This window comes from Haloarcula rara (assembly GCF_029338235.1).
Taxonomy (GTDB): domain Archaea; phylum Halobacteriota; class Halobacteria; order Halobacteriales; family Haloarculaceae; genus Haloarcula; species Haloarcula rara.
Window position 1 is genome coordinate 226,086 of sequence record NZ_CP119786.1, and the last position, 21,515, is coordinate 247,600.

Below are 21,515 nucleotides of genomic sequence, written 5' to 3' on the forward strand. Positions count from 1 at the left end.
TCCGGCGCGCCACGGGGGCGCGCCAGCGCGCGCCGTCCGCACCGTAGTACAGACGAGTTTACAGACGAGTACGCTGCAGACGCGCGACCGTTCGGCCGGCAGTCGCGTACAGACCGTTCGCCGGCCGGGAGATTCCAATGAGTACTGACAGCGACAGCGATTCCGGTTCGAACAGTTGCAAAGCGCCCGACTCCGACGGGGAAGTCGCGGAAGAGATAGCGATCGTCGCCTTCGAGCGAAAGCTGGACACCGCCGAGGACATCGTCGACGGCATCGGCGACCGCTACGAGTCCGTCGATATTCTGGAGTACCACGGCGACGTCTTCGAGGAGCACTGGGGCGAGTACGACTGCTTTATCGGGCTGATGGCAAGCGGCATCGCGATGCGGAAGACGGCCCACCTGCTCGACGACAAGTGGGACGACCCCGCAATCTGTGTCGTCGACGAAGAGCTCACGTGGGCCATCCCCATCACCGGCGGGCACCACGGCGCGAACCAGGTGGCCGACGACCTCGCCAGTATGGGCGCGGTGCCGGCGATGACCACCGCCAGCGAGGCCGCCGGCAAGCAGGGCGTCGAGAAGCAGGCAAAAGCGCTGGACGCCCACGTCGTCAACGGCGACTCGACGGTGGCGACCAACCTCGCCGTGCTGGACGACGAACTCGGGCCAATCGAACGCCTCGACGGCCCGAAAGCGGTCCTGGTCGACGACACCGTCAGCGTGCTCAAACGGAACGGCGACGACGGCGTCGTGCTGGGCTGTGGTTCGGTGGCAGGCGCCGACGTCGAGCAGTTCCACGCCGCCTGGGACGCGGCCCTCGAAAAGGCGGGACTGGACCGCTCGGATGTGGAGTTCGTCGCGACCGGGACCCGCAAAGCCGACGAGGCGGGGATGCTCGAAGCCGCCGAAGCGTGGGGGCTGGGCGTCGTCGCCTTCGAGAAAGCGACCCTGGAAGGGTTCGAGGGCCCCACCCCATCTCGGTCGAAGGAGCTCATCGGCTGGCCGGGCATCGCCGAGGCCAGTGCCATCGCCGGCGGCCGCGAGCACGACCTGCTGGCCGAGAAGACCAGATACGACGAGGCCGTGACGGTGGCTATCGGGCGATAGCCCGGCCGGCGACGCTGCTAGTCGGGTGCCACGGGCGGAGCCGTATTCCGGACCGTCCTCAAATTATAGAAAGTGCGAGGCGAAAACCCACGGCTTTAGCCGTCCCCAGAACGCTCCGCGTTCTGGTGGGCTGCACAAGAGCGTCGCTCTTGTGAACGTGGGATGAAGCCGACAACTGGGAACCAAACCACGTGACGGTAGCATACTGACTCCCCGATATTTAAGAAAAATCAGACCGACAAATAAGATATGGAGGTGCGGCGCACTGTCACCGTTGCACTCGACGTGGACAGCGACGCCGCCGCACTTCTGGAAGACACCGTCGACACGTTTCTATGGTCAGTGCAGTACGTCGTCGACCACGCTTTCGACGGGGAGTACGTCACAACCAGCAAGACCACGCTGGACGAGGAAACCTACGACGACGTGCGCGAAGCCACGGACGGGTTCAACGGTGGACTGGTGCAAGCTGCTCGGAACAAGGCCGCCGAAGCCTGCAAAAGCGTCGTTGCCAGCTGGAAAAATGGCAAGAAAGCGTCGAAACCTCACTTCAGTAGTCCGCACGTCGTCTACGACAAGCGTACTGCGACGTTCCACGACGACCACGTGAGTCTCGCCACCACAGAGGGCCGCATCGAAGCCGAGTATGTCTTACCCGACGAGGAGAGCAACACACCGCACTCCAAGTACCTCTTCTCAGTCGAGTACGAGACGACGGGTGCGGAACTGCACTCCAGTGACGGCGACTGGATGCTTCACATCCACTGCAAGAAGGACGTGGAGTCCGACACGTCGGAACAGGCAACCACCGAGAACGGAACGGTTCTCGGGGTTGACCTCGGCGTGAACACCCTCGCCGTCACCTCAACGGGCACGTTCTGGACTGGTGACGAGTTCAACCACTGGCGGCGCGAGTACGAGAAACGGCGTGGTGACCTCCAGCAGTGCGGGACGCGCTGGGCACACGAGAACATCCAATCTGTCGGTCGAAAAGAAGACGGCCGGTTCAAACTGATGCTGCATCGCATCAGCAACGAACTCGTCGCGGAAGCCCGCGAGAGCGGGTGTTCGGTCATCGCGTTCGAGGATTTGACCGACATCCGCGAGCGAACTGGTGCGTCGTGGGGACACAAATGGGCGTTCGACCGCCTGTACGAGTACGTCGAATACAAAGCCGAAGCATACGGTATTGTGGTGGTGCAGGTCGATCCGAAGAACACGAGTCGGCGGTGCTCGCACTGTGGGTTTACTCATCCAGACAACCGGGATGGCGACGCGTTCGAGTGCCTCGACTGTGGCTACGAGAACCACGCGGACTACAACGCTGCGAAGAACATCGGTTTGCGGTATCTCCGTCGCACCCAAACTGGCGGCGACGGAGGCGCACCCTTGGGCGTGCGCCTAAACAGCGGGATAGTGAACGTGAACGGAGGCTATTCTCCTGCCTCAACTGAGGCCAGAACGGGAGTCCACGCTGAATCCCACGGCTTTAGCCGTGGGTAGCTCAATCGAGCGCTAAATCAAGATATAAATATTAATCCAGGTGTAAACATAGGTAATAACGACGGTGATAGATATGTCTCGGGTCCTTCAGTTCATCGACGAACACGGTGACCTCATCATCAAGCTGGAAATGTGTCTGTTCGGTGTGGGTTTCCTGATACTTTACGTGTTCGGTGAAGAACGGCGGGGAGTCTCGAATGGTCGTATGCAGAGATACTCGGGCTCGGGGGACTCGTTGCCCGGCCAGTGTCTCTCTCGATGCGTATCATGGGCGTCGCGTTCCTGCTATTGGTGGTAACGTTGGTCTTGTCGGGGCTGGCCGGGGGAGACGACGAGACCGAGAAGTCCTGAACTGGTTTCAGGGTAGCGGGTCGGGGTCGGTGACGACCTCGTCGCCGTTCCACCGTTTGACCGCTGGTCCGCTCTGTGGATAGGCACCGATAATCCACCCTCTGGTGGGGTTGATGACTACTTTCATCTGTGTGATGCCGTAGTCGAATCCGTCCGCTGTCGGGTCGTAGGTAATCTCCTCGGATATCTCCGAGATGACGTTGTACGGATACGCACGCTCCGATGGATACCGTGAACGCCGGTACTGCTCGAACTCGGACTGTATCGCGGCGCCGATGAGTAGACTGACTTCCGTTTCGGACATCCGGTTCGGGAGTGACACGGACGGTCTGCACTCGCCGGCGGGTATCGTCGCTCCCGTCGGGAAGAAACTCGATATCCGGTCGCGACCGCGCGTCCCGGTCACGTACCGCTCCCTGATGTACGCGTACCGGTTCTCGACCATCAGATAGAAGTATCTATCCGCGGCAACCACTTCGAGGGCCACGTCCTCGGGGTCGACCGTATCGGGGAACGCCCTTATAAATCTGACTGCGTCATCTACGTTAGAGGCTTTATCCAGTACGTACGCACCGTATTTGGTGCGTCTCACCGCTGACCTGAGCTGTTGCTCGGGTAGGTTGTCCAGGATGCCCGCCTCGTCGAGGACCTTTATCAACCACCTGTGCTTGTCCGGGTTCCGTCTGAGGAAATTTCGGATTTTACTGACCGCTCTGGACGCGTCGCCGGGACCCGGAACGATCCCGGCAGCGGAGAGCGCGACTCCGATTGGGTTCCCTTGCCTGATGTTTGCGGCCAGGTCCCGAAGGTCGGCGCTGTTCCGAGGTAGGGAATTGACGCGCCCAATATATGTCCCGCGACGTACGGCGGTGTATCGCTGTAGGGTGATTCCCAGATACCGCCGTCGGCTCCGGTGTCACCCCGGATGACGCCGTCCCGAAACGCGGCGGCGCGTTCACTGTCAGAGAGGCGGTTGGGTTCGTACGGCTCGAGCGGGTCGAAATCCTCGTGGTCGGCGAATTCGTCACCGTCGGTGTTCGATGCCAGGGGATCGACACCCAGCGCACGCTCGGTGTAATCGCTCAGCCCGGAGCCGGAGCTGTCCAGTAGGGTCGGGTCACTGTTCATCAGATAGTACTGGGCATCGTTGTCAGGGTGCGTGACAAACTGGTCGACGAGTATCTCCTCACCGTCTTCGAGTCCGTCGCCGTCAGTGTCGGGGTCGAGCGGGTCCGTTTCGACGGTCCGCCCATTCCCGAGTGGGATGCCGTTGAGTTCGATCGAATCAGGAAGCCCATCACCATCAGTGTCGGAGTAATTCTCGACGACGGTTCCGACCTCGACGCTGTCGATTTTCAGTGTCGTGCCGCCCCCGGCGCCGAACGAACACGCAGTCCCATCGTTGAAAAAGACAGGACGGGGTTTCACCTCGAAGACGACGGTGACCACACCATCGACCGACGCCTCTGCTGTGACCGACCCGCTCGCTTCTCCCGTGGCCTCGGGTTCGAACCCCGTCCCAGTTGTCGAGTCGCGAACGATATCCCGATTAGCTTCGTCCCCGTCTTCGAGGATGTAAACGTCAGTGTGGTGCACGTTGTCCTCCTGACCGAACGGGACACGCTCGAAGTCGAATCGGACGTGGACATCGCCGGTGAACTCGCCTATCGTCTGAAATGCGACGGCCTGGTAACAGCCGTGGGCCTCCAGCTGTAACTGCTGGTTCGCAACCGAGACGTCTCCGTAGTGGTTGATGGGGTCGAACACGCCATGGCGTGGTCCAACCTCTCCCTGGTTCGGGTCCCAGGCACCAAGTTCGTTGTCAAAGAAGTTATCTCTGAGAAACGGTACCTCGACAGCGTCTGGCGTCTGGTCGTTGCAAGGCATCAGTTCTCACCTCTCCGGTAACTGCCTAGTCGACTCGCTTCCGGTGTCGTCGTCAGTGGCTCTCCGTCCGCATCGAGTGGAATCGGTGCCGTTGAACGCAGCTTTTCCTCCCACTGGTCGGGGTCGAAAACCGCGTACAGGCCACTGGTTTCGAACTCTGCGCGTACAGTCTCCGCATCCGTATCGACGGTCGAGTCGAGTGCGACGAACGTCTGGTACGCTGGGTCGTACCGATGGATACGCAACGATTCCTCCTCGCCGGCGACGTCGGAATTGTCGTAGCCGACTTCGAGTTCGCCCGTCTCGATATCCCGCTCGTTCCAGACGTGGATGATGTCGCTTGCAGCTGTGGTGTCGATTGCGTCCGTCTCGAACGCTGGCGGTTGCTCTTTCTCGACACCGAGTAGCTGTGGATTGATTCCCTCCCCGGTCACCGAAACCCGGGCATCTCCCGAGTCCGATTCGAGGGTGGCCGTGTTCTGCTCGTCCGGTGGATACTCGCGTTCTTCCGGCGGTTCGACACCGAGGTCGTCGTATCGTTCCTCGATTTCACTTTCCGGGACAGAAAATGGTTCGAGCCGGATTTCACCCAGTGCATCGGTGTCCGCACCGACTGTGACGACCTCCTCTTCGTACTGTGATGCGACGATTCTGATGGACCCACCTGCGGTCGGGGAAGCAATCATAAACGTCCCATCCTCGCCGGCCGACGCGAACGCTGTTCCGTCAGTGGTCTCTGACTCGACGACCGCCCACGGGAGCGGGTCACCTGTATCGTCCCCAACTATCTGTCCAGTGACCTCACTATCCTCGGGTGGGTCTGGATCCGAATCAGTTTCGCTCCCGGCTATCTCCTGGAGTGCCTCGTCGAATTCGTGTCTGACCTGTTCGTTCTCGAAGACCTCCTCCGGTGGTTCCTCCAGCAGTGCAGCCAGCAACTCGGTATCGCTCATCGTGACACCTCCGCGCGAACAGTGACTGTCTCGGAAACCGACGGTGGATCGATAGACCCGTCCGCTGTTGCAGCGATACCGAACACCTGATGGGAACCGACGGGGACTGAGACTGGCGACGTCGGGTCCCTGTCTTGCGGAATGATTCCGATTGCGAGGTCCGTGTCGGGAAACACAACCGGATCAATCCGCAGTTCGATATCCTCTGTGCCCTGGTTTCCAACAGTGAACACATCGGTAATGACTGTCGTCGCCTGTGCGTTGAGCCCGCCACCGTCCACGCTCTCGTTGTTTTCGCTTATGGTCAACTGTAGCTCTCCGTGCTGTGTTTCGGTCGCGTAGTCTCCGTTTCCCGCCGGACCGGAGACCGGAGATAGCCGGACAAATGCCTCCGCATCACCGGTCACATCGACGACAACGTTCCGGTCCGCTTCGACGCCCGAAAACGCTCCCGTTCCGAGCACGGCAACGCCTGTACTCGCTGTTATCCCCGTTCCGAGAAGAAATGTTCGTCGTTTCATTGGATCACCTCCCAGGCCCAGCGGCAGAATCGAACTGCCGTGTAGACTGATTCAGTCCGGACACCAGTCTGGGTATCATCAAGCATTGGCTGCACGTTTCTGTGCGACGGTCTCGGCCCCCCTCGGAACGTACCTGCTGCTCACACCATTCGGATAGCCTAACTCGCATGGTGGCCACGTTCCGGTGGACCGAGAGCCCGCTCATGCTCCAGCCCTAGTCCTGGACGTACGCGTTGATCGTCACCGAGCCGTCGAACGATTCGAGGCTGCTGAGATCGTTCTCCAGCCCCTGGAATCGCACACCAACGCGAGTGAGTGCCTTACCCGGTGACACACGAGGGAGGCCTCCGGTCTCCCCACCGACCGATTCCTGGTTCAGTGAGAGGCCGCCTGACGGGACGATGTCGTCCTCGGCTGCGTAGAAACTCATCCCGTCCGGGGTGTCCGTAATGCCGACAACGACCTCCTGGGTGCCCTGGTTTCGGATTTCGAAGAGGTCGTCGATGACAGTGTCTGCGTTCCGGTTCAGTCCCTGTCCGCCTGCTTCCGTCTCGGTAAAATCGAGACTGAGTGTTCCGGTCGTCTCATCTACCTCGACGTATTCCTCACTGTTTGGGGTCTCCTTCGGGACGAGAGCGAGTAACGCATCTGTGTCGTCAGCGACAGAAACGTCCAGAGTACGTTTCGCCTCGACACTGGTGAACGCGCCTGTCCCGATAGCTGCCGTACCGGCGGCGGTGAACGCTCCGGTTCCGATGATGAACTTGCGTCGGTTCATGTCTCTCACTTCAGTTTGCTCGTTCGCACGTGCCCAGGTGGGACGCGCTTGGTTCCGGTATAGATTTTATTAGTATTGTAAATTCCTATTCGAAAGGAAGTCTATCTCCGTTTGAACGGTTTTATGCTACGCCAGAGAGTGCTTCAAAGACATATTGAAGAGCGATGTCCGCGATAGTAGCTCCGCGACGGTGGGACGAAATTGTCACCACGGACCGGATTTCGGTACAACTAGAGCGTGTTCTCGGTCAACGAACACACTCAGCACTGATTCCCGGTCAGCTATCGATGCCATCCAGTTACCGTCGTGTTCCGGCTCGGTCGTGCGGCGACAGCCCGGTTTCCGGAACGGGAACTGCTGATCGCCGTGCAACGTTACACGGGTTGCAAGGGGGAGACGGGGGTTCCGCTGAAAACAGGCGCTAAGCACCTCTGGAGGGTTCGTTCGAATCTTTGCCTCGTGGTCTCGATTTCCGGGTGGCCCCGAGTCAGGGCGCCTGCACTGACTGTAGACGCCGCTATCGCCCTCCCAAGCCCACGCAAAAGACCCGTCGGGACCACGACGACACCGTTCTCCCGTGATGATTTCCCCATACTGCCCGTCTCACTCTCCTCGCCACTCTGTTTGTCACGAAAACAGAGGTGTGGCTCCCCTCCAGAAGCGGGCTATCTGAGCGGAACGATTGCTATCGGACTTCACGAATCCGTCTTCCGTTCCCCGCTCCGGGCCAGTCGTTTCACGGGGAGTAACGATACTTCGACAAATATATGCAGTGCTGCAAACCCGGCGAGCAGTTGTAGGTCGGTGTAGATCGTCGTATTCAGAAGTCCGGTAGCCCAGAGCGTATAAAATATCCCGATGGTAACGAGTATCTCCGGTCTTTTCCGGGACATATATTGAAACAAAATATCCGAAATATAAATTCGTGACGGCGTCTCTTTCTCTCCGATTCGAAGGCAAACTCGACACCCCGTTGCCACGCTGTGCCGATGTCAGGATAGTCGTTCACGACAGCCCTACGCGTTGAAGCGATTCTGTGACGAGAGTGGCCCCCCAACAGCCCTGACGCACGAAGAAAACCAGCTTGGTGTAATACAAACAAAATTGTTTTATGCGAAAGCTCCGTTGTAGACGCTATGTCTCATAGCACTGCCCCTGGACCGCCTGCCGACCTCGGCGGTGACCGATGAGCAGCGACCGCCGCAGCGCCGAATCGGCCGTAGACGCGACGGCGACTCCGCCAGACGGCTACGGCACCCTCTACGTCGTCGGCATCGGTCCCGGACTCCCCCACCACATGACCCAGCGGGCGAGTGACGTTATCAGGACCGCCGACACGGTCATCGCGTCGAACCTCTATCAGGAGTTCCTCCGAAAAGACGGGACGCTGCCGCCGGCGTCGTCGGCGCTGGAGGACCGCTCGGACGACGGCGAGGTGGCCGACGAGGCGGGCACCGTCCTGGAGCGTCCCGACGGCTCCCACCAGACTCTGATTCGCTCGTCGATGGGCAAGCAGGTCGAACTCGCCCGTGAAGCCTTCGAGCGGGTCCGGGCCGGCGAGGACGTGGCCCACGTCTCCGGGGGCGATCCGAACGTCTACGGGAAATCCGACCTGATGTTCACGATGGCCGAGGCCGACGACGCCGACGACGTGCCCATCGAAATCGTCCCCGGCGTGACGGCCGCCCTCTCCGGAGCCGCGAATCTCGGCGCGCCGCTGTCGAACGACTTCTGTACCATCTCCCTGTCGGACAAGTGGCGCGGCTGGGACGAGATCGAGGAGAAGCTCCGCGCGGCGGCTATCTCCGGGTTCGTCGTCGTGCTGTACAATTGCTGGCGGGATTACGAGCAGGCCGTCGAGGTGCTCCGAGAGGAGCGGGCCGACGATGCGCCCGCCGCGATCGTTAACGACGCCGGCCGCGGCGCAGCCGGACGGAATCTCGACGACGAAACGGAGACCATCACGACGCTCGGCGAACTGCCCAAGCACACCGAGGAGGTCGGCGGGATGGGGTCGTCCATCGTCGTCGGCACACACGAGACCGAGGTCTGGGGCAACGACTACCGCGACTATCTGGTCACCCCGCGTGGCGGGCGTGACGTGGAGGACTTCTGAACTATGAGCACCGACAACACCGAATCGACTGAATCGAAGTGTGGAGCAAGCGAGGCGCGAAGCGCCTCGGGCGAGACGAGCGGCGAAGCCGCGAGTCAGGCATCGACGACGGAAACAGACACAGAGGCGAGCACCGACGCGTCCCCGAAGTGCGGCGCGAGCGAGACGGCAGGGAACTCGACGGAGACGAGCACCGAAAGCTCCTCGAAATGTGGAGCGTCTTCGAGTTCATCCGGTTCCAGCAGCAGTTCCTGCGGAGCCAACAGCTCCGACGAGGAAGAGGTCGGCGCGACCGTCGACGATTTCGAAGCCGACCCCGGTCGGCTCGTCGCCGTCGGCCTCGGCCCCGGCCAGCCGGAGGGGATGACCGCCAGGGCACGGTCGGCGCTGCTGGAAGCCGAACACATCGTCGGCTATACAACCTACGTTGAACTGCTCCCCGACGAGGTCGTCGAGGGGGCCGAGGACATCTACAACACGCCGATGTGTGGCGAGGTCTCCCGCACGGAGGAGGCCATCGACCGGGCGCTTGCCGGCAACGACGTCGCCATCATCGGCAGCGGCGACCCGAACGTCTACGCGCTGGCCGGGCTCGCCCTCGAAATAATCGAATCGAAGGGCGCGACGGCGTCGATGCTCGACTTCGACGTGGTGCCGGGCGTCCCGGCCGCCCAGTCCTGTGCCGCACGCGTCGGCGCGCCGCTTGTCAACGACACCGTCTCGATCTCGCTGTCGGACCACCTCACCGATATGCCGACCATCGAGTCACGGCTCCACGCCGCCGCCAAGGAGGGCTTTACCATCTCCATCTACAACCCGTGGAGCCGCAAGCGCCGCGAGAACTACGAGAAGTGCTGTGAGATACTGCTCGAACACCGCGACCCCGAGACGCCCGTCGGCGTCGTCCACGCCGCCGGCCGCGAGGACGAACAGGTCGAAATCGTCGAGCTACAGGAGCTCCCGGAACTGGGCGAGACAGACCTCGTGGACATGACGACCACCTTGCTGGTCGGCAACGAGGACACCTACGTCTGGGACGACCGGATGGTCACGCCACGTGGGTACGAGACGAAATACGATTACTGACAATGTATACAGTAACTATCGACCGCGATGCCTGCGACGGCGTCTTCGCCTGTCTGGTGCGGGACGACCGCTTCGTGGAAGACGCCGACGGACTGGCCGCCATCGAGGTGGACGACGAGCACGCTATCGCGGCGACGTTCGACGACGACCACCGGGGCGACGCCGAGCAGGCGGCCGACGCCTGCCCGCTGGACGCCATCACCGTCGAGGACGCCGAGACCGACGCGCCGCCCCAGACGCTCGAACCGACGGAGGCCGGTCGATGAGCATCGAGACCGGCCCGCCAGCCGACATGCTGGCGGCCCACCCCGAGACGGCGTACTTCTGGGGCCGGGTCGCCGGCGACGGCGCGTGCGGACAGAACTGTGTCACCGTCCGGACGACCGACGAGACCGCCGCTCGCCGGCTCGCGAGCGTCGCCGGCGCCGAGCGCACGGACCAGCGTATCGTCGAGCGCCAGTACGCCCACGACACCTCGATTACCCGCCGGGAGGAGGAGTACACGGTCCAGGTCGTCGGGCCCCTGGCCGAACGGGCCAGCGGGGCGCTGGGACTGCCCTTCGAGGGAGAGTCCGGCGGCTACCGGCTGGACCCGCTGGCCGACTACGACCGGCAGCTGCTCCGCGGGCTCGTGGAGGGCTGTGGGACGGTCTGTTTCAAGTCAGACGACGACGCCGTCGGCCTCTCCTTCGTTCACGAGAGCCGGGGCCTCCTCCGGACGATACAGTCGCTGCTCGAGGATATCCCGGTCGCGGCTCCCTACGACGACTGCAGCGACGCCTCCTCGGGGTACTGGTTCGGTGTCGACGACGACGCCGTCCCCGCCGTCGGCGAGTGGCTCTACGAGGGGAGCGAATCGAGCGGGCTCTTCGCCCCGAGCCGTCGGCGCAAGCTCCGCAAGAGCATCGAACGAGTCCGATGAGCGAAGCGACCACCGCTCCCGAGGGCCTCGATGACGAGGCTATCCTGCTTGCGGGGCACGGCTCCCGCCGCGAAAAATCAAACGAGCAGGTCCGCGAACTGGCCGCCGAACTCGAAGGGCGGCTCGGTATCCCGGTCGACGCCGCCTTCCTCGAGCTGGCCGAGCCGGCCATCGACGACGCCATCGCCGGGCTCGCAGCCACTGTCTCGCAGGTGACGGTCGTCCACCTCTCGCTGTTTGCGGCCAGCCACGTCAAGAACGACGTGCCCCTGGCTGTCACGCAGGCCCGCGAGCGCCATCCGGAGCTGACCATCAACAACGGCGCGCATCTGGGCGTCCACCCGGCCATTCTGGACCTGCTGGACGACCGAGCAGCGGCCGTCGAGGCCGAACTCGGCGTGGACCGAGAGGCCGACGACGTCGCCGTCGTCGTCTGTGCGCGTGGCTCCTCGGATCCCGACGCCAACGCCGACGTCCACAAGCTCGCGCGGCTGCTGTACGAGGGACGGGACTTCGGCCGCGTCGAGGCCTCATTCATCGGCGTCACCGAGCCACTCCTCGATGAGACCCTTCACGACGTGGCCAAGACACGTCCCGACGCCGTCGTCGTCCTGCCGTACATGCTCGGTGACGGCGTGCTGACGGGCCGTATCAAGGACGGTGCCCGCGAGTTCGACGAGGAGTACCCCTACGTCGATGCCGGCTTCGGTGAACCGCTGGGGACAGACCACAGGCTGCTGGACGTGCTGGGCGACCGCTGGCAGGAGGCCCGTACGGGGAGCGTCGAGATGTCCTGTGACACCTGCAAGTACAAGGTCGAACTCGACGGCTACGAGGACGACACCGGGGGCGCCCGGGCGATGTTGCGGGCGCTGACCCACCAGGCCGAACACGAAGACCGCGAGGACGTCGACGACGACCCACACGTCCACGACGCGCCCGAGAAACACGTCGCCGTCTGTACGAACCAGACCTGCGCCGCCGACGGCGCGCCCGCCGTGCTCGAACGGCTGCGCCAGGCCGCCCGCGACAGCGACCACTGCGACGCTCGTATCACCCGGTCGTCCTGTCTGGGTCGCTGTGGCGAGGGGCCGATGGTCGCGGTCTACCCCGACGGGGTCTGGTACGGCGACGTCGGCGAGGACGACGCCGACCGACTCGTCGCCGACCATCTGGACCGGGACCGCATCGTGAGCGAACTGGTCGACCAGACGCTGTAAGTAACACCACAACAATACGATACCTATGAGCTGCTACGAAATCGAGGCCCTTCGACTCGGCCTCATGAACGTTCTCGGTACCGAAGACGACCACGCGCGCCAGCACGCCGAACAGGAGCTGGAGGGGCACATGACCGGCCCCATCGAGGCGCTCGCGAACGCGGAGACGCTCGCCGCCATCGAGCGCCACCTCGACGCCGCCCTCGTCGACCTCGAAGAGGGGATCGCCCGCACGGACAGCGACAGCGCGGAGTACGACTACATGCGTGGCCGGCTCGTCGCCGTCAGGGACGCCGAACGCGCCGTGAGCCGCATCACCGCCCAGGGCGAGAGCGTTCTCGACGGTCTGGGCGAGGCCCACGACGTGCTCCACGAGGCGTTCCCAGTCGATGAGTGAGCAGGCGTCGGCGGCACCGCTGGGCGAGATTCCCCCGGCTCGTTCCCGACAGCAGGGTCGCCGCTCGGCCGTCACGCTTTCCGACGGGCTGGCCGTCGTCGGGACACACGAGGGCACCCTGCTGGGCTTCGATGTGGGCGGGAACGGACCGCCGACGAACCGGTGGCGGCAGGCGACGTCGGGCGAGCCCAGCGTCGTCGCCGCGACGCCCTTCGGTGGCGTCCACTCCGGCGGCGGTCGCCGCTCCGCGTCTCGGGCCGTCGGAGGCGTGGTCGTCGGCGAGCGCAGCGCCCGCGGCGCGGTTCGCTGTCACGACCGCGACGGCACCCTCCGGTGGCGGTACGACACCTGCAGTGACGTGGGCGACCCCCAGTCCGACACCCGCTTTTGCAAGCCGTTCGTCGCGGGGCTGGTCACCGACGGCGACCGGTGTTACGCGGCCGCCAGGCGGTACGAGCGCCGGCCCGACCAGGCGACCGAACGCCACTTCGAGAGCGTCGTCTACGCGTTCGGGGCCGACGGAACGGTCGAGTGGACCTACCACACGGACGCGTCACCGATTTCGCTGTCGGTCCGGGAGGACCGCCTCGCCGTCGCCTACAACCGGTGTCCCGGGGACCACCAGCACGGTCTCGTCGTGCTCGACGCTATCGACGGGACGCCGCGGTGGATGTGGGATCCGGGGACCGACGGCCAGCGTCGCGTCGGCGACGTGGCCCTCCTCGAGGACGGGGCGATCCTCACGAGCCACGGCGACTACCACGGCTACCGTCTCGGGCCAGACGGCGCGGAACGGTGGCGTCTCCCGCTTGCGACACCGGACGCTATCGACGGCGAAGTCGTGTACGCCTATCCGAATCACGTCCACGCCACGGCGTCGGGCGCGGTGTTCGTCACTGGGAACACCTACCCCGAAGACGGCCGTGAGACCGATGTCCGTCACCCCGAGGAACACACTGCGGTCGGTGTCTCGCTCGACGGACACAGACGCTGGTCGGCCGACGTGGTCGGCTTCGCCAGCGGGCTCGGCGCCGACGGCGACCTGCTGGCCGTACCGGGCGCCCAGCATTTCCGCGACAGGGACGGCGACACGCACGCGCTCCGCGTTTTCGATATCGCTACCGGCCACCTCGAAACGTTCGAGACGGCGGGCGTCGTGACCGCGGCAGCGGTGGACAGCGACACTCTCGTCGCCATAGAGGAGCCGGTCGTCTACCACGACGAGGGCCGCGAGCGGGGGGCCTACCGGCTCCACCGGACCGGCCGATAACTCCGGGACAGGCGACTCGTCCCGTCGGTAGGCTACATACAGCGGGGCTGGCAACCGCTTTGCCGGAGCACATCACAACAGGGTGGCCGCGTGGTTCGGCTTCGGCCAATTCCCCTTACCTGTAAGGGTGTGTGGTGAGTACTATGGCATCCCTTCTTATAGGCAAGAACGATGCGTATGCAACAGACCGATTCGCCCACCGATAGCAGTCCGGACCCGGAGACCTGGCTGCTCTCGAATCTCCCGCACACGACCTTCTCTGAGGACGCCTTCGCCTACCTGGACACCGGAAGCGGACACAGCACGCAGTTTTACTCTGTCGAATGGCTGGCCGAGGAGTTCGGCGAGATAATCGCAAACGCGGACCATCCCAAACAGCAACTTCTCACTGCGGCACTCGAGGACGTGCCAGCGGAACTAAGGCGGCTATTCGGGCAGATAGATGAGTAGGCGGCGTCCAGCCACGAGAACGGTTGTGCAAACGTTCCGCGGCCAGAGAGATATTATATACCGACAGAACGTGAGTGTATCATGAACGGACTGGCTTCGCTCCGGGCCGGCCCAGTAGGCGGGCCTGGGAACCGAGAGAGTGCTGTCGCTGTCGGCGTGATGTGTCCTCCGAGAGGCGTCGATGAGTACTGATTCCGGGGCTCCTGCGAGCGACACTGACGCCGTTTACGGGGCTCTCGACCGCGTCGACGAAGCCGTCTGTGCTGTCGACACGGAGTGGCAGTTCACGTTCGTCAACGCCGAGGCCGGGGCGTTGCTGGGACGTGGGCCCGAGGAGCTTCTCGAGACGACCATCTGGGACGCCGTCCCGCATGTCGGGGACGGTCGCGTCGGCGGGAAGCTCCGGGAGGCCATGCGGACACAGGCTCCGGTGCGATTCGAGAGCTACAGCGAGGAGCGCGAGCGGTGGTTCAGGGTCCGAATCTATCCGTCTGAGGACGGACTCACCGCGTTTTTCTACGATATCACCGACGAACGGGGCGCCGCGCTCGACCGACAGCGGCAACGGCGCTCTTCGAGACCGTTTTCGAAGGCACAGAGGACGCGCTGGTCGTCGCCGACAGCGACCGGTGCATCACGGATTTCAATCCCGCTGCGGCCCAGCTCTTTGGATACGATGTGGCCGATGTCGTCGGGGAATCGATAGCGATTCTGTACACTGACCCGTCTGATTTCAGGCGTCAGGGCGCCGAGCGGTTCACCGAGCAAGGGTACGACGGAACCGAGACCTACGTCGTCGAGTACCAGCGTGCCGATGGGACCACCTTCGAGGGTGAGACACTCGGGACGCCCCTGCAGGCCACCGACGGCGAGACGCTGGCCTCACTGTTGTCGGTCAGAGACGCGAGTGCACGCATCGAGTGGGCCCAACAGGTCGAGGCCCGCACGGACGCGCTCCAGGCCTTCCACGATATCACGACGGACGACTCCCGACCGTCCGCGGAGCAAATCGCTGCGCTGCTCGAACTGGGGGCCGACCACCTGGGACTTGACGCCGGGGTGCTCTCGTCGGTGGCCGACGGCGCGTCAACGGTCGAATACGCCTACGGTCCCGACGGCCTCGCCCAGCCGGGCGACCGGGTCGACACGGCCTATCTCGTCGGTACCGATGACCTGGTGGCCGTGTCTGCTGTCGAGGCGAGCGACCGGTCGCCGGGTGACACAGACGGGTCCTACATCGGGACCAGCGTCGTCGTTGACGGCGACCGATACGGGGCCCTCGAGTTCACCGGGGCGACGGAGCGGTCGGAGCCGTTCACCGAGGGTGAGAAGACGTTCGTCCGCGTGCTCGCACAGTGGGTGGGCAAGGAGCTCAGCCGCCAGCAGAACAAGGAACGGGCCGCTGCGAACCGCGACCGGCTCCGACAGATTATCGACCTCCTGCCACAGCTCGTGTTCGCCAAGAACAGGGACAACGAGTACATACTGGCGAACCAGGCGACGGCGGATGCCAACGGTCTGCCCGTCGCGGAAATCGAGGGGGCGACCGACAGCGACCTCGTCTCGTCGCCGGCCGAGGCCAGACAGTTCCAGGCGGACGATATCGCCGTCATCGAGTCCGGCGAGCGAAAGGAGATCGCAGCCGAACCGATGACTGTCGCTACCGGTGAGACACGGACGTTCAAGACGACGAAGATTCCGTACGACCCGGTCGGCAACAGCGACGAGGCGGTGCTGGGAATCGCGACGGACATCACGGCGGCAAAAGAGCGCGAGCGAGAACTCGAGGAGACCACACAGCGGCTCACCGTCGCCCTCGCTGGGACGAACGCGGGCGTCTGGGAGCTGAATCTGGACACCAAAAGCGTGGTCTACACCGATTCGATGAAACAGCTCTTCGGGCTTGCGTCGGGGGCCACGGAGAGCACCTTCGCGGAGTTCATCGACCTCGTCCACGAGGACGACCGCGCGACGGTGCGTGATTCCCTGCAGCAGATACGCGAGGACGGCGACACGTTGCAGATAGAGTATCGGGTGAGGCAGGACGACGGCAACTGGATGTGGGTCGAAGCCCGCGCCGAGTTGCTCGCAGGCACTGAGACGGCCCGCCGACTGGTCGGTATCGCGACCGACATCACCGAGCGAAAGGAGCGTGACGCCGAAATCGAGCTCCAGTCGGCGGCGATGGAGGTGGCGATGGACGGCATCGCCATCCTCGACGATGACGAGTACGTCTACATGAACGAGGCCCACGCGGCTATCTTCGACTACGACCCCGACGAGCTCGTCGGTGCGGAGTGGCGAGACGTCTACGGTGGGGACGAGATAGCGCGCCTCCAGAAGGAGGTGTTCCCGGTGCTCGCGGACGCTGGTGAGTGGCGCGGGGAGACTCTCGGGCGGAAACGCGACGGCACGTCGGTCCATCAGGACCTGGGGCTCTCGGTCCTCGAGAGCGGCGAGTTGATATGTACGAACCGTGATATCACGGCCCAGAAAGAGCGAGAGCGCGAGCTCCAGCGCCAGCGCAGCCAGCTCAGGGCGCTGTTCGACAAGTCCCCCGACGGTATCATCGTCCACGACGCCGAGGGGGCTATCCTGGACGTGAACGACACGGTCGTCGAATCGCTCGGGTACGACCGTGAGCGGCTGTGTTCGATGTCGGTCGCCGATATCGAGGTCGGTATCGAACCGTCCGAACTCCGCGCTGTCTGGTCGGAGATGGACCGCGATGACATCCTGAAAGTCGAGAGCGAACACCGCCGACAGAACGGTGAGACGTTCCCGGTGGAGGTGTGGGTCAACAAGACCGAGGTCGACGGTGCGGAACGGTTCATCGCCGTCGACCGGGATATCACTGAGCGGAAGCGACGCGAAGCGGAACTCCGGACGGTCAAGGAGCGACTCGACCTGGCCGTGGAAGGGGCAAACCTCGGCGTCTGGGACTGGGACATGGAGACTGACGAGGTCACGTTCAACCAGCAGTGGGCGTCGATGCTCGGCCTCTCACTGCCGGATATCGAACCGACACTCGACACCTGGGAAGACCGTGTCCATCCGGCCGATGTGGCTGCTGTCGAGGACGAACTCGGGGCACATATCGCCGGGGAGAAGGCGTTGTACGACTGCGAACACCGGATGGAGACGGAGAGCGGTGACTGGAAATGGATACGGGACGTCGGGAAAATCGTCGCCCGCGACGACGACGGCGCCCCGTCTCGTGCGGTCGGTATCCACCTCGATATCACCGAGGAGAAGGAATCGAAGCTCAACCTGGAGGCCGAGCGGGATATGTTCGCCCAGGGGCCGGCCGTCGTGTTCAAGTGGCGCAACGACGACGGCTGGCCGGTCGAGTACGTCTCCGGCAACGTCGCCGACACATTCGGCTACACCGCCGAGGAACTGGAGTCGGGTGCGGTCCCCTACGCGGACCTGATTCACGACGACGACCTCGACCGAATCGCCGAGGAAGTCGGCGTCCAGAGCGACGGGACCGTCGACCGGTTCACCCACGAGCCCTACCGGATGGTGACCAGGAGCGGTCAGGTGCGCTGGGTCACAGACAACACCAAGATACTCCGTACCGACGGCGAGATAACCCACTATCTCGGGTATCTTATCGACATCACGGAACAGAAACGACTCGAGACATCTCTGCGGGAGAGCGAACAATCACTCCGGGAGCTCACCGAAATAGCGTCAGATACCGACCAGCCGTTCGAGGATAAGCTCCGAGCGCTGCTGGAACTGGGGACCGAACGGCTCGACATCCAGTACGGGTTCCTGAACCGAATGGAGCAGGGGACACAGCACATCGTGCAGGTGGTCGGGGACCACCCCGACCTCCGGGCCGGTCGCTCCGTACCGGAATCGGAGACGTACTGCCGCAAAACCATAGAGCAGGAGGTGACGCTGGGCATCCGGGACGCGGTCGCCGAGGGCTGGGCGGACGACGCCGCCTACGAGCGGTCCGATCTGGGGTGTTACATCGGCGGGACCGTGACCGTCGACGGCGAAGCTTACGGAACGCTCTGTTTCGCGGACCGGGAGAGCCGTGACCACGCTTTCGACGAGACCGAGCGGGCGTTCGTCGAACTCCTCGTCCAGTGGATAAGCTACGAGCTGACCAGCGAGACCTTCGAGCGGAAACTCCGCGATATCAACGAGACGGCACAGCAACTGATGACCGCGGAGTCGAAAGCCGAAATCGGCTCGCTGGTGGTCGAGAACGCGAAGTCGGTGCTCGACATGCAGATGACGGGTGTCTGGTGGTACGACGAGTCGACTGAACAGCTGGTCCCGGAGTGTATGAGCGAGGAGTCGGCGGCGTATATCACGGAACAGCCGACGTTCGAGCGCGGGTCCGGGCTCGCCTGGGCGGCCTTCGACAGCGGAGAAGTCCGGGTGTACAACGACCTGTCGACGGCGTCCGGGCTCGTGAACCCGGACACGAAGCTCCGCTCGGAAGCGTCTGTCCCACTGGGCGAGCACGGTATCATGACCGCTGGGTCACTCGAGCCGCGGGCGTTCTCCGAGACGGATATAAACCTGCTCGAAGTCCTCTCCTCGACGGTCGAAACGGCGCTGACCCGCGCGGAACGCGAGGCGGTGTTGCGCCGGACCCAGGCAGACCTCCAGCGGTCCAACCGTGAACTCGAACAGTTCGCGTACGCGGCCTCACACGACCTGCAAGAGCCTCTCAGGACTGTATCGAGCTATCTGACGCTCATCGAGCGGCGATACGGCCACGCGCTGGACGGTGACGCCAGTGAGTTCATCGAGTTCGCCGTCGACGGAGCCGACCGGATGCGCGAGATGATTCAGGCGCTCCTGACCTACTCTCGGGTCGGGACCAGCGACGACGCCTTCGAACCGGTCGCCCTCGCGGCGCTTTTCGACCGGGTGACCGACGGGCTCGAGGTGAAAATCGCCGAGACTGACGCGACTGTGTCAGTCCCGGCGACGGCGGCCACTGTACGGGGTGCGGAGACCCAGCTCTTACAGCTCTTCCAGAACCTCGTCGAGAACGGTATCAAGTACAACACGGGGACCCCGGAGGTGGGTCTCGAAATCACGGAGACCGACGGGATGGTCAGCGTTGCCATCAGTGACAACGGCATCGGGATGGCCCCGGACCAGACCGACGCCATCTTCGAGGTGTTCCAGCGGCTCCACACGAACGAGGAGTTCGAGGGGACGGGTATCGGCCTGTCTATCTGTCGGAAAATCGTCGACAGACACGGGGGCGATATCCGGGTCGAATCTTCGCCCGGAGACGGCTCCACGTTCACCGTGACGCTTCCGGCCGGTGGTGAGCGCAGTGAGTGACCCGGAGACTGGTCCGGACGCGCCGCGGGTGGTGTCTATCGAAGACAACCCCGGTGACATCCGACTCATCGAAGCGGGTGTCACTGCTGCCGATAGCGATATCGACCTGGACCAGTACGACACCGGGCCGCGGGCGCTTGCGGCACTCACAGACACCGAGGGCGCTGTGAGCGACCGACCCGAGTTACTCCTGCTGGATATGAATCTCCCGGGCCTGTCCGGACTGGAAGTACTGCAGCGGATACGTGGGGCCCACTCCGCCGACACACTGCCGGTCGTCGTCGTCTCCAGCCTGGAGAATCCCGACGATATCCACCGAATCTACGAGGCATCGGCCAACGGATACATCAAGAAACCGACCGACCCCGACGAGTTCATCCGACGGATCGCCGGCGCAGTTCGGTTCTGGGTCACGGGGACGGACGGGGACCACTGACCATGACAGACGAACACACGATACTATTGGTGGAGGACAATCCCAGCGACGCGCGACTCATCGAGGAGTTCCTCAAAGAACAGACCCAGACGTTCACGGTTCGACACGTCGACCGCCTCGCCGAGGCAACCGAGGCCCGGACGACACGGTAGATATCATCCTGCTGGACCTCGACCTCCCCGACAGTGGCGGGTTCGAAACGCTCGAGACGATGCTCGATGTGGCCGGGACCGAGCCAGTTGTGGTCCTCACCGGGCGACGAGGACGGTGTCGGTGTCGAAGCGGTCGAACGGGGTGCTCAGGACTTCCTCATCAAGACCGACCTCGGCCCGAAACTCCTCGGCCAGACTATCAGATACGCCATCGAGCGCGCCCGCCAGCAGGAGGAACTGGAGCAGCGAAACCGGGAACTGGCGCTGCTCAACCAGATTGTCCGACACGACATCAAAAACGACCTGACCGTGATTCTCGGGTGGGGAGTGGCCCTCCGGGAGCACGTCGAGCCGGCCGGCGAAGACCACCTGGACCGCATCATGCGGGCCAGCGAACACATCGAGGCCATCGCCGACACCGCTGGGGATTTCATGGAGATACTCGACGGGGAGGAACAGCCAGAACTGCACCCGATATCCCTGCCGAGTGTCCTCGAGACAGAGGTCGCCAAGGCCAACTCGGCCCACGCTGACGCGACGATCACCGTGCCGGAGTCGCTTCTGCCGGGGCTGCAGGTGACCGCCACTGACCTGCTCTCCTCCGTGTTCCGGAACCTCCTGAACAACGCCGTGATACACAACGACAAGGCCGAACCCCATGTCTCGGTCGAAGTCGAGACCGACGCCGACCGGGTCGCGGTCCACGTCTGTGACAATGGCCCGGGCATTCCAGACAGTCAGAAATCGTCCGTGTTCGGGCAGGGCGCGATGGGAGAGCAGAGCCACGGGTCGGGCATCGGGCTCTATCTGGTAGATACGCTGGTGGCGATGTACGACGGCACCGTTCAGATTCGGGACCGCTCCGATTGGGCTGGCGAGCCGAACCTTGACGGTAGCGTCTTTTCGGTGACGCTTCGTCGTGTCTGAGTCTGTCGGCAAAAGCCGACACTGTGGTGAACTGTTCATCGCCAGGCCGTCTATCGGACACAGTAATATGTCAGCTGGACGTATATTATCGCATGGTCCAGCACACCGAGGG

20 protein-coding genes are annotated in these 21,515 nt (G+C 63.5%); 15 read left to right on the forward strand and 5 right to left on the reverse strand.

Annotated features, from left to right (window positions below; translation table 11 throughout):
* Positions 1-137: 137 nt before the first annotated feature.
* On the forward strand, positions 138-1,109 hold the full coding sequence (cbiG, locus tag P1K32_RS17550) for a cobalt-precorrin 5A hydrolase (protein ID WP_276252314.1): 972 nt from the start codon (positions 138-140) through the stop codon (positions 1,107-1,109).
* 249 nt (positions 1,110-1,358) lie between these two features.
* Positions 1,359-2,612 carry an RNA-guided endonuclease InsQ/TnpB family protein gene (locus tag P1K32_RS17555; protein ID WP_276252315.1) on the forward strand — a complete coding sequence of 418 codons (1,254 nt, stop codon included), beginning with the start codon at positions 1,359-1,361 and terminating at the stop codon, positions 2,610-2,612.
* Positions 2,613-2,970: 358 nt separating this feature from the next.
* On the opposite strand, the gene P1K32_RS17560 is transcribed toward P1K32_RS17555, so the two are convergent.
* From P1K32_RS17560 to P1K32_RS17580, 5 genes are all read right to left on the reverse strand, one after another.
* Entirely contained in the window at positions 2,971-3,555 is a 585-nt protein-coding gene (locus P1K32_RS17560) for a hypothetical protein (protein WP_276252316.1), read from the reverse strand.
* 62 nt (positions 3,556-3,617) lie between these two features.
* Positions 3,618-4,850 carry a hypothetical protein gene (locus P1K32_RS17565; RefSeq protein WP_276252317.1) on the reverse strand — a complete coding sequence of 411 codons (1,233 nt, stop codon included), beginning with the start codon at positions 4,848-4,850 and terminating at the stop codon, positions 3,618-3,620.
* The gene (locus P1K32_RS17570; protein ID WP_276252318.1) at positions 4,850-5,803 is read right to left on the reverse strand and encodes a peptidase associated/transthyretin-like domain-containing protein; all 954 of its coding nucleotides are present in this window, start codon (positions 5,801-5,803) and stop codon (positions 4,850-4,852) included. Before P1K32_RS17570 ends, P1K32_RS17565 begins: the two co-directional genes overlap by 1 nt.
* On the reverse strand, positions 5,800-6,324 hold the full coding sequence (locus P1K32_RS17575) for a hypothetical protein (protein ID WP_276252319.1): 525 nt from the start codon (positions 6,322-6,324) through the stop codon (positions 5,800-5,802). The genes P1K32_RS17570 and P1K32_RS17575 overlap by 4 nt, the downstream gene beginning before the upstream one ends.
* Before the next feature lie 214 nt (positions 6,325-6,538).
* Entirely contained in the window at positions 6,539-7,102 is a 564-nt protein-coding gene (locus P1K32_RS17580) for a hypothetical protein (RefSeq protein WP_276252320.1), read from the reverse strand.
* A gap of 1,186 nt (positions 7,103-8,288) precedes the next feature.
* Here P1K32_RS17580 and P1K32_RS17585 point away from each other — a divergent pair.
* The 13 genes from P1K32_RS17585 (at position 8,289) to P1K32_RS17645 (ending at position 21,403) form a co-directional block, all read left to right on the forward strand.
* Positions 8,289-9,218 (forward strand): precorrin-3B C(17)-methyltransferase, encoded by a 930-nt coding sequence (locus P1K32_RS17585; RefSeq protein WP_276252321.1) that lies wholly within the window; start codon positions 8,289-8,291, stop codon positions 9,216-9,218.
* 3 nt (positions 9,219-9,221) lie between these two features.
* Positions 9,222-10,304 (forward strand): precorrin-3B C(17)-methyltransferase, encoded by a 1,083-nt coding sequence (gene cobJ, locus P1K32_RS17590; RefSeq protein ID WP_276252322.1) that lies wholly within the window; start codon positions 9,222-9,224, stop codon positions 10,302-10,304.
* A 2-nt stretch (positions 10,305-10,306) separates the two neighbouring features.
* Positions 10,307-10,570, forward strand: a complete 264-nt coding sequence (locus tag P1K32_RS17595) for a ferredoxin (protein WP_276252323.1) — start codon at positions 10,307-10,309, stop codon at positions 10,568-10,570.
* A complete protein-coding gene (locus tag P1K32_RS17600; protein ID WP_276252324.1) occupies positions 10,567-11,226 on the forward strand; it encodes a cobalamin biosynthesis protein in 660 nt (219 codons plus the stop codon). The genes P1K32_RS17595 and P1K32_RS17600 overlap by 4 nt, the downstream gene beginning before the upstream one ends.
* Positions 11,223-12,446 (forward strand): CbiX/SirB N-terminal domain-containing protein, encoded by a 1,224-nt coding sequence (locus P1K32_RS17605; RefSeq protein WP_276252325.1) that lies wholly within the window; start codon positions 11,223-11,225, stop codon positions 12,444-12,446. Before P1K32_RS17600 ends, P1K32_RS17605 begins: the two co-directional genes overlap by 4 nt.
* Positions 12,447-12,471: 25 nt before the next feature.
* A complete protein-coding gene (locus P1K32_RS17610; protein WP_276252326.1) occupies positions 12,472-12,843 on the forward strand; it encodes a DUF3209 family protein in 372 nt (123 codons plus the stop codon).
* The gene (locus P1K32_RS17615; protein WP_276252327.1) at positions 12,836-14,113 is read left to right on the forward strand and encodes an SMP-30/gluconolactonase/LRE family protein; all 1,278 of its coding nucleotides are present in this window, start codon (positions 12,836-12,838) and stop codon (positions 14,111-14,113) included. The genes P1K32_RS17610 and P1K32_RS17615 overlap by 8 nt, the downstream gene beginning before the upstream one ends.
* 177 nt (positions 14,114-14,290) lie before the next feature.
* Positions 14,291-14,563 carry a hypothetical protein gene (locus P1K32_RS17620; protein WP_276252328.1) on the forward strand — a complete coding sequence of 91 codons (273 nt, stop codon included), beginning with the start codon at positions 14,291-14,293 and terminating at the stop codon, positions 14,561-14,563.
* A gap of 181 nt (positions 14,564-14,744) precedes the next feature.
* The gene (locus P1K32_RS17625) at positions 14,745-15,269 is read left to right on the forward strand and encodes a PAS domain-containing protein (RefSeq protein ID WP_276252329.1); all 525 of its coding nucleotides are present in this window, start codon (positions 14,745-14,747) and stop codon (positions 15,267-15,269) included.
* On the forward strand, positions 15,170-19,888 hold the full coding sequence (locus P1K32_RS17630) for a PAS domain S-box protein (protein WP_276252439.1): 4,719 nt from the start codon (positions 15,170-15,172) through the stop codon (positions 19,886-19,888). The genes P1K32_RS17625 and P1K32_RS17630 overlap by 100 nt, the downstream gene beginning before the upstream one ends.
* Entirely contained in the window at positions 19,881-20,324 is a 444-nt protein-coding gene (locus P1K32_RS17635; protein ID WP_276252330.1) for a response regulator, read from the forward strand. The genes P1K32_RS17630 and P1K32_RS17635 overlap by 8 nt, the downstream gene beginning before the upstream one ends.
* A gap of 2 nt (positions 20,325-20,326) precedes the next feature.
* Positions 20,327-20,476: a response regulator gene (locus tag P1K32_RS17640; protein WP_276252331.1), complete on the forward strand. Its 150-nt coding sequence runs from the start codon at positions 20,327-20,329 to the stop codon at positions 20,474-20,476.
* An 87-nt stretch (positions 20,477-20,563) separates the two neighbouring features.
* A complete protein-coding gene (locus tag P1K32_RS17645; RefSeq protein ID WP_276252332.1) occupies positions 20,564-21,403 on the forward strand; it encodes a sensor histidine kinase in 840 nt (279 codons plus the stop codon).
* Positions 21,404-21,515: the final 112 nt, after the last annotated feature.